This is a genomic window from Massilia sp. DWR3-1-1 (assembly GCF_049898325.1).
Lineage (GTDB): Bacteria > Pseudomonadota > Gammaproteobacteria > Burkholderiales > Burkholderiaceae_D > JAFCUW01.
The window spans coordinates 1-1,253 of the sequence record NZ_JAFCXL010000072.1; the positions used below are offsets into that span (position 1 = coordinate 1).

Genomic DNA, 1,253 nt, shown 5'->3' on the forward strand with positions numbered 1-1,253 from the left:
TGCTGTGGTCTAATTTGTCCGGACACCTCAATAGGTGGAAAATGCACCACCTGAGGAGCAAGACATGGCAACAAGAAAACGCATAACATTCGATCCAAGCCTGAAGCTTGAAGTGGTTCGGATGATCACAGAGCAAGGCCAAAGTATCCGGAATGTCAGCGAAAGCATGGACATTGGCCAGACCGCGATCCGTCGGTGGTTGGCGCAGGTCGGCGCCGAACAGAGTGGCCAGCCAGGTATCGGCAAGCCGTTGACGGTTGAGCAGCAGAGAATCCGCCAGCTGGAACAGGAGAATCAACAACTTCGCCAGGATGTGACGATATTAAAAAAAGCGTCGGCCTTCTTTGCCCGCGAAATGAAGTGACTCACCAGGTCATTGAAGCGCTGCAAAAGGAGGCCATCCCGGTCCAGCAAAGCTGCCGTGTTCTGGAAGTGAGCAGGTCCACTTTTTACGAAGCAAAGCGACGTGACGCCATGCCCAAAGTGTGCAGGGAGAGCGTTCATTTGAAGGCGGCATTCATGGCAAGCCACCAGAGTTACGGCAGTCGTCGGATGGTCACAGCCATGGCAAATGAGGGCTTCCAGATCGGGCGTTACAAGGTGCGTCGATTGATGCGCCAGGCGGCCCTCAAGCCCGTCTGGAAGCGCAAATTCGTTCACACGACCGACAGCAAGCACGACTTGCCAATTGCCGCCAATGTACTGAATCGACAGTTCAATCCGACGGCGCCGAATGTGGCTTACGTCAGCGACATCACCTATATCAGGACGGGTGCGGGGTGGCTGTATCTGGCCACCGTGCTCGACCTTTATGCGCGCAAAGTGGTCGGATGGGCGATGGCGCCGAGCATGCCTGCCAAACTGGTGTGCGACGCCTTGAACATGGCGATACAGCAGCGCCGACCGGCAGCAGGGCTGATCGTGCATTCCGACCGGGGCAGCCAGTATGCCAGCGAGCTTTACCAGGATCTTTTGAAGGAGCACGGCTTCGTCTGCAGCATGAGCCGCAAAGGTAATTGCTGGGATAACGCCGTTGCCGAGCGCTTCTTCCTGAACCTCAAAATGGAGCGGGTCTGGCAACGCCAGTATGCAAACCATGCCGAGGCCAAGGCGGATATCACCGACTACATCGTTGGCTTCTACAACGGGAAACGAATCAATTCAGCACTGGGTAATCTGCCGCCCGCCGTCTACGAACGGAAAATGGCAGCACGAGAACCTATCGTTGTGTCCGAAATTACTTGACCACCGCA

General features: G+C 55.9%; 1 protein-coding gene. It reads left to right on the forward strand.

Going from position 1 to position 1,253, the window contains the following annotated elements:
• The first annotated feature begins 64 nt into the window (after positions 1–64).
• Positions 65–1,245 (forward strand): IS3 family transposase gene (locus tag ACP7EY_RS23960; protein ID WP_426197757.1). Its coding sequence is split into 2 segments (ribosomal slippage): positions 65–314 and positions 314–1,245, totalling 1,182 coding nucleotides; the frame shifts between segments, so codons are not numbered across the junction.
• Positions 1,246–1,253: the final 8 nt, after the last annotated feature.